The 6,309-nt window shown below is 63.5% G+C and carries 6 protein-coding genes and 1 pseudogene; 2 read left to right on the forward strand and 5 right to left on the reverse strand.

What is annotated here, in order from left to right; genetic code table 11:
* Positions 1 to 68: 68 nt before the first annotated feature.
* From I6N89_RS23570 to I6N89_RS23590, 5 genes are all read right to left on the reverse strand, one after another.
* Positions 69 to 545, reverse strand: coding sequence for a DUF6915 family protein (locus tag I6N89_RS23570; protein ID WP_207020762.1), 477 nt, complete (start codon positions 543 to 545; stop codon positions 69 to 71).
* A 1-nt stretch (position 546) separates the two neighbouring features.
* Positions 547 to 930 (reverse strand): DUF6878 family protein, encoded by a 384-nt coding sequence (locus I6N89_RS23575; protein ID WP_207020763.1) that lies wholly within the window; start codon positions 928 to 930, stop codon positions 547 to 549.
* Positions 931 to 1,002: 72 nt separating this feature from the next.
* The gene (locus I6N89_RS23580; RefSeq protein ID WP_207020764.1) at positions 1,003 to 1,299 is read right to left on the reverse strand and encodes a hypothetical protein; all 297 of its coding nucleotides are present in this window, start codon (positions 1,297 to 1,299) and stop codon (positions 1,003 to 1,005) included.
* Positions 1,300 to 1,415: 116 nt separating this feature from the next.
* Entirely contained in the window at positions 1,416 to 1,796 is a 381-nt protein-coding gene (locus I6N89_RS23585) for a DUF3768 domain-containing protein (protein WP_207020765.1), read from the reverse strand.
* 126 nt (positions 1,797 to 1,922) lie between these two features.
* On the reverse strand, positions 1,923 to 4,094 hold the full coding sequence (locus I6N89_RS23590; RefSeq protein ID WP_207020766.1) for a ParB/RepB/Spo0J family partition protein: 2,172 nt from the start codon (positions 4,092 to 4,094) through the stop codon (positions 1,923 to 1,925).
* A gap of 311 nt (positions 4,095 to 4,405) precedes the next feature.
* On the opposite strand from I6N89_RS23590, the gene I6N89_RS23595 reads away from it, so the two are divergent.
* The gene (locus I6N89_RS23595) at positions 4,406 to 5,641 is read left to right on the forward strand and encodes a helix-turn-helix domain-containing protein (protein WP_419247636.1); all 1,236 of its coding nucleotides are present in this window, start codon (positions 4,406 to 4,408) and stop codon (positions 5,639 to 5,641) included.
* A gap of 86 nt (positions 5,642 to 5,727) precedes the next feature.
* A pseudogene (locus I6N89_RS23600) lies at positions 5,728 to 6,084 on the forward strand (transposase); the annotation flags it as partial.
* Positions 6,085 to 6,309: the final 225 nt, after the last annotated feature.

A 6,309-nucleotide genomic window follows, 5' to 3' on the forward strand; every position in this document is an offset into this window, starting at 1 on the left:
GCCGGTTGCGGCTCGAGCGGGTCGATTGGGACGTGGTCAGGTGGTTGGTGAGTTTGCCGCCCAGCGGATCAGGCGGCGTCGCGGATCAGGCGATGCTGGACGTGCTCGATTGAGACCTTGAGAAGCCAATCCTCAAACCCGAGAATGGTCTTGTGATTGGCCACCGCCTCGATCCAGACCGCGCGCGGATCGCTGCCGATCTGCGTCGGGTCGTTGTCGATCCGGCCATTGGCCATCCACGGCTCCGGCTGAATGCGGCCGAGCCAGTCCGCCAGCGACGGGATGCGCCCCTGGCAGTCTTCGCGCACATGCTGCTCGCCAATCCAGCGGATCGGGACGACCCGGCCGGCGCTGTTGGTCAGGCTGCGGCCAAACAATCGCTCAGCTTCGAAGATCCCGAGCGTGTGGTGCCGATGTGCGCGATGCGTAAAGATCGCAAGGTGCTCTTTGGACGCATCAAACCAGTCATGCACGAACTGGTAATCATCTGGAACTCCGCCGAATTTTTGGGCCGAGCTTTCGGCGTGATGGAGGGGATGTGCCATGTCAGAGCCCCTCGTGCTCGGTGGTCTCAAAAGCGATATAGCGGTTCGAGTGGCTGACAACGATCTTGTCCGCCTCGAGCGACCAGGTCAGTTCGCCGTAGCCGCCCTCGTTGTTCTCGAAGCCTGGGCTCAGCGCATAGGCAAAATCCCAACCGAAGTCTTCGACCCCGCGCCGCAACTCGTCCGTCAGGGTGACCGTGTCAGGGGCCACAACGACATCCTCAACATTGCCGGAATCGCCGTAGCCTTCGTATTGCACCTCGATGCCCGTAACGCCGAGGGCACGCAGCTCGGAGAGAAGGGCCGCACGGGTCTCGACCCGCTGTTCGGCAGCACATCTGTGGGATTCGATCATCTGCGCGTAAAAATCTGGTGTCTGTTTCATGTCTGATATCCTAGAAAAGTGGAAGGGGAGGGTGGCCATCGATCAAGTGCCACCCATGTCACATGCATGCGCTCAGCTGGCTGCATCACCGCACGCGGACCCGGTGCGGTCCTCGAGGTTGAAGTAAAGCTCTGCCGTCGCCTTCGCGAAGCCAGGTGGCTTACGTGGGGCTAGGCAGCGCACTGCGGCTCGGCAGCTCTCGCCGTGTTCCATCGCGAACTGCGTCACCTTGTCGATCAGGTCATCCATACCCGCGGCCTGGATGCGCTTTTCGGGGTAGCTCCCCAGCATCTGGAACTGGGTGACGACAAATGCGCCATCGCGATGCGCGGGATAGAGGGTGATCTGGTAGTCGAGTGTCTTGGCCATCTCTGGTCTCCTGCAGCAGGCCGGACCCGTTCATCGCGCCCCTTGGAACCCGCCAGCCCGAAAGGACCGCCCTTTGTGCAAGGGCGATCCGGGGCGACGTCGGTGAAAAAGGGGCGTCAGTATTCCGACGGGAGAAGCAGGGTCAGCACGCGACGCGTCTGCGCGGGATCAGTGGGCTCGGGCGAGCCGTACGTGTAGTCGGTGTCGTACAAGTCGAGTTTGAACCAGACCGTCGTGCCATCGAATTCGATGACCCCCATTTCGTGCCATCCCTGCGGGTCGCTGTCGGCATTGAAGGCGTCAAACGCGGCAACACTGCGGGAGAGCTCCAGTTGGGCGTCGGGCCCAAGTGCCGCGACACCGCGTGTCATCACGAACTGGCCCTGCGGGGCATCGGCGACAGGGGTCGTGCCGAGGATCGAGCGGCGAAACGCATCGTTCTGTGCGGCGATCAGCGCGGCTTCCCGCACAGGGTCAAGGTCGAGTGTGGTGGTCATGGGATATCTCCGGGACGGGCCAGCCGATCCGATATCGGCTGTAGGCAACCCGTCAGCCGGAAAGGGCCGCCCTCGATGTGAGGACGGCCCAAAGCTCATGAGGCAATCAGATCGATGTTTGCTTCGTCAGGCCGCGTCCCCGCTGAGGAAGGCGGGCAAGGACGATGGTTCCTCAATCTCCGCCTTTGCCAGAGCGTCTGCGGCGGGCACGTCGCCTTCCTCGGTCTGCGGCGCATCGCCAACCGTGTTGGCGTCGGCCTCTGTCGCACCGGCAAACAGCATCCCGTCGGGCAACCACCGCATCGTCCTAGCGACCGTGGCGGCGTCGAAACCTTCCGTCTCGCCCGCCGTTTCCGCAAAGGCTCGCTCCATGGCCGCGGCGATATCGCCCTTGCGCTCGCGATTGCGATCTTCGGCGTAGTCGTCGCCGATCAGCTTGCGCGCCGTGGCCACCGCATGCCCCTTGTTGACCCGACCCCAGTAGTTCTGCGCGGTTGGGCGCCAGCAGGCCGCCACATCGACATCGAGCCGCGCGCCGATCTCCTCGATGATCGGGGAGGGGCGATTGTCGGAAGAGAGCTGCGGTTTGACCGCCAGACCCGTTGCCCAGGCGAAAAGCGCCTGCTTGTCGGCAACGGGCAGCGCCGACATCGCCCGGAAATCCTCGGGCTTCTCCAGTTTCATCCAGTCGGTGGCGAGATCCTGTTCCAGCGCCTCGAGCATCTTCTGGGCGACGGTATCCGCATGTAGCACCTCGCGGTTCTGCGCCTGGAAGGGCCGGATAGAGATGTCGAGCGCCTCGTTGTTGTAGGATCGCCCCAGCGCCTGCTCGCAGAGCGCGTAGAGCATCGCATCGAACGCTACTTCGAAATCCGCCGCCAGATGCGCCCTGAGGATATACTGACGCGTCGCGCGCAGATCGTCGGCGAGGCTCGCCGAAATCCCGTCCGCCTTGCGCAACGTCGCGGCCGGGTCGGAGGTCGGCACCGGTGTAGAAGAGGTCGGCGGCGTCACCTGCGGACGGGCAGGGGAGGGAGCGCCATCCGCATCTGCGGTGGTCTCGTTGGGCTCGGGCGCCGCAGGAATATCCTCGGGCCGAACAAGGCCCTTCTCGACGCGTAACTCCCCGTCATGGCCGATGGTGAGGACAACCCCCGCGATGGCACGATCTTCGTCTGCGTAAGGTTGCCGCTCGCGCTGCAAGGCCTCGATCTCGCGCAGGCGCGGCTCGATGGCGTAGTATTCCTCGGTTTCGGCGTAGGTCCAGTCCTCACCGTCATTCTGCGCCGCCAGTTCTTCCTCCCGCGCAATCAGACGCTCTTCCTCGGCGAGCAGGTCCGGATCGGGGTCAATGTCCTGCGGGTACACCCGCCCGAAACTGCGAAACGCGCCGTAATCCACCGAGAGATGCACCTCTACCCATTTCCACGTTCCCTCGAAAGTTTTGGCCGCAGCCTGCAGTTTCTCGATGGCGAGGCGCTCGAGGAGCTCGGGGTTTTCCATGTGGGCGCTGGCGCGATCATCGAAGAGATCACGCAGCAGAACCCCGCCCGCCGCTTCGTATTCCTCGATACCGACAAAGCGCCCAAGCGCCGAGTTCGCCGAATGCGCCGTCTCGGTCAGCTGGCGTTTAATGCTCTGCGGGTGGATGTGATGGCCTGCCTTCACCGCATTCCAGACCGCCAGTTGGCGATCATGATCGTCGGTCAGCGTGAAGGCCATCACGCATTCGACGGTCAGGTCGCCCGCGCGGAACTGCTCGATGATCTCGGGCGCGACACGGGCGAGTTTGAGGCGACGGCGCACCAGGTCGACGGAAACGCCGAACTTCAGCGCGATCTCGTCTTCGCTGCGGCCTTCGCCGATCATCGCCTCAAAAGCCTCGAACTGGTCGGCGGGATGCATCGCCGCGCGCTGGAGGTTTTCTGTGGTGGAGGTGAGGACGGCGTTGCGCTCGTCTTCAACGAGGCAGGGCACCGGGTGATCAGCGCGGATGACACCGTCATCGGCGAGTTGCTTCAGCGCCTTGAGGCGACGGCCGCCGGCATCGACGGCAAAACGTGTCTCAGACAGCGCATGAACCACCAGGTTCTGTTTGACGCCCGTCTCGCGAATACTGGCGAGGAGTTCGGCGTCATCGCTCGCGCTTGCCGCAACCTTGCGAACGTTGAGTGGGCTGGGTTCCAATTGGTTGAGCGGGATCAGGCGGATGTCGGCAGCGCCGTCAGGCGCGGTCGATCCGGCAGTTTCGGTCTTCTTTGAGGTGGCGGGTTTCGGTCGGGTTGAGGTCTTGGCCATGGTCAGGGTCCTTGTCACGCCGGACCCGGAAGAGACTCTCTCTATCCTTTCAAGCCCGGCACCCGGGCTTCCCTTTCTCTGGCTTTTTGTAATTGCGGATCACGTCACCAATCGACCGTTTGTAAACGGGTGCAATGGGCGTTTCCCTCGTCGCGCTGAGTTCGGGAAGCCTTGTATCTATAGGCTGAAGCCCACGAGAGGCGCCACATCGCGCTCGAGAAGACAGGATCCTCGGACGCTTCTATAGTAGAGAAAATCGCAGCCCCTCAAACTCCATGGCCAAGCGCGCATAATGGCCATATAATGCGCGCATGAACAGATTTCGCCAGACATACATGGATGATGACGGGGTGCCTCTTGAGGATATGGAGGCGTCCGAGGGCAAGGATGACGCTGACCTCTGGTTCCTCCCCGGACCGATGGAGGACGAACCGGATTACCTGCCGCCCGGACCTGCGCCTGAGGCGAAGGAATCCGATGTAGTCGATGCCTGGCGCGCGGCCGAGGCCGGGCAGGCGGCGCAGCTCGCCCGCGTTGCGGCGCGCCTGGGAATCCTCGATGAACGCCTGCGCCGCGGCCCGGCTGGCTGGCGGCAACGGCTCGCCCTGATCGAAGCCGCGGATCTCAGCTGGCTCACGCAACACCGGGTCGGCCTCGACCGGCTTTCGCTTTACATGGCGCTGCGGGTTTCGACCGTAACGGATGATGCGCAGGCGCTGTACCGGATCGGCTGGACCGTGCGGCGGCTGACCGGCGGACCCGCGCTGTTGGCGCGTGGTTTGGCTGTCGGTGACCTCGAAACCTTTCTCGATCGGCGCGACCGTCCGGGGCAGGGGGAGCGTTTCGAAGATGCCAAGGCTCCCTCGCGCGTGGTCGAGATGGCAGAGCGCGAAGCCTTCGAGGACCGGGCCGCCGGATGGCTCGCGATGATGGATCAGGCCGAAGGCCTCCACCCAGTTACGCGGGCCTGCATGGGCTTCCATCTCTGGCATGTCGCGGAGCTCTCGCCGATCGACGATCCGCTCGAGGCTGCGGTGACGGCTTCGCGTGTCGCGATCACCGAGCTCGCACCGTCAGGGAGCGCCCTGGGCGCGATTTTCGCACCGATCGCCATGGGCGGGGGAGGGGGCTTTCGCGCGATCGGGGACCAGCCCGCCCGGTTGGCGCGCTGGCTGAACGCGATGGAGAGCGCGACCTTCGCAGCCCTGCGCAGGATCGAGGAGATCGAAGCCTGGGCGGCGGCGGCGGAGCGAACGATGGTGCCGCTCTCGGGCAAGACTCCACCGATGCTGCGGGATCTCTTCACAAGCTGGCCGCTGGTCTCAGTACAGATGGCCGAGAAATTGACGGGCGCGCACCGGGCCACGGTTCAGCGCAACATCGACTGGATGGAGGAGCGGGGCCTGATCCGGGAGGTCACGGGGCAGGGACGATATCGGATGTGGCGGATCGTCGAGACGCGCGCGACAGAGGCAAGGTCGACCTCTGATCGAAATGATGGGCTGTCGGCTGAGGATCTCTACGACGTGCTGGCCGCGCGCCGATGACACCCGGATATGTGCCTGTCAGGGGCCTTGTTGCGCAAATGCGGCGGGGGATTCACTGCGCGAGTCCAGCATGATAGCTGGCGGCCATGAGCAGACCGGCGAAAACCCCGTACAAGACCACCAACTGGCATAGCTACAATCAAGCGCGGAGGCAGCGCGGATCGCTGACCGTCTGGTTCGATCCCTCGATGCAATGGGAAGCGGCGCCTTCCGGGCGTCGCGGCCGCCAGCAGGCATACAGCGACGCGGCGATCCAGGCCTGTCTTACCATCAAGGTCTTGCTCGGCCTGCCACTCCGGCAAACGACTGGTTTCGTGGCGAGCCTACTGGAGCTGTCCGGACTCGGATGGGCCGTGCCGGACTTCAGCACCCTGTCCCGGCGGCAGAAGACCTTGGACGTGACCATCCCATATCGCGGCTCCAAGGGGGCGATTCACCTGCTGTCGCGTAGCCCTTAATTGTGAGATGGGAAATCCAACGAAATCAACGGCTGATCTTTGCCCTTAAATATGAGATTTTGCCTTTAATTCTGATATTTTTGCCCTTAAGCCTGAGACAGGGTTCACAGACATTTGCGGCAAATATCGATGAATGATGATGGCGAAGACTCCGTTGCCGTTGGTGCTGAAGAGGCGCGCAGGGCCGCGGTGCTGCGCCCTCTTGTTCAG

It is taken from the genome of Salipiger abyssi, assembly GCF_017311415.1.
GTDB classification, from domain to species: domain Bacteria; phylum Pseudomonadota; class Alphaproteobacteria; order Rhodobacterales; family Rhodobacteraceae; genus Salipiger; species Salipiger abyssi_A.

What these genes read in the sequence shown, in the direction of transcription:
- I6N89_RS23590 (WP_207020766.1), bottom strand. Translation starts at nt 4,094, where the DNA reads ATGGCCAAGACCTCAACCCGACCGAAACCCGCCACCTCAAAGAAGACC.
- I6N89_RS23585 (WP_207020765.1), bottom strand. Translation starts at nt 1,796, where the DNA reads ATGACCACCACACTCGACCTTGACCCTGTGCGGGAAGCCGCGCTGATC.
- I6N89_RS23595 (WP_419247636.1), top strand. Translation starts at nt 4,406, where the DNA reads ATGAACAGATTTCGCCAGACATACATGGATGATGACGGGGTGCCTCTT.
- I6N89_RS23580 (WP_207020764.1), bottom strand. Translation starts at nt 1,299, where the DNA reads ATGGCCAAGACACTCGACTACCAGATCACCCTCTATCCCGCGCATCGC.
- I6N89_RS23575 (WP_207020763.1), bottom strand. Translation starts at nt 930, where the DNA reads ATGAAACAGACACCAGATTTTTACGCGCAGATGATCGAATCCCACAGA.
- I6N89_RS23570 (WP_207020762.1), bottom strand. Translation starts at nt 545, where the DNA reads ATGGCACATCCCCTCCATCACGCCGAAAGCTCGGCCCAAAAATTCGGC.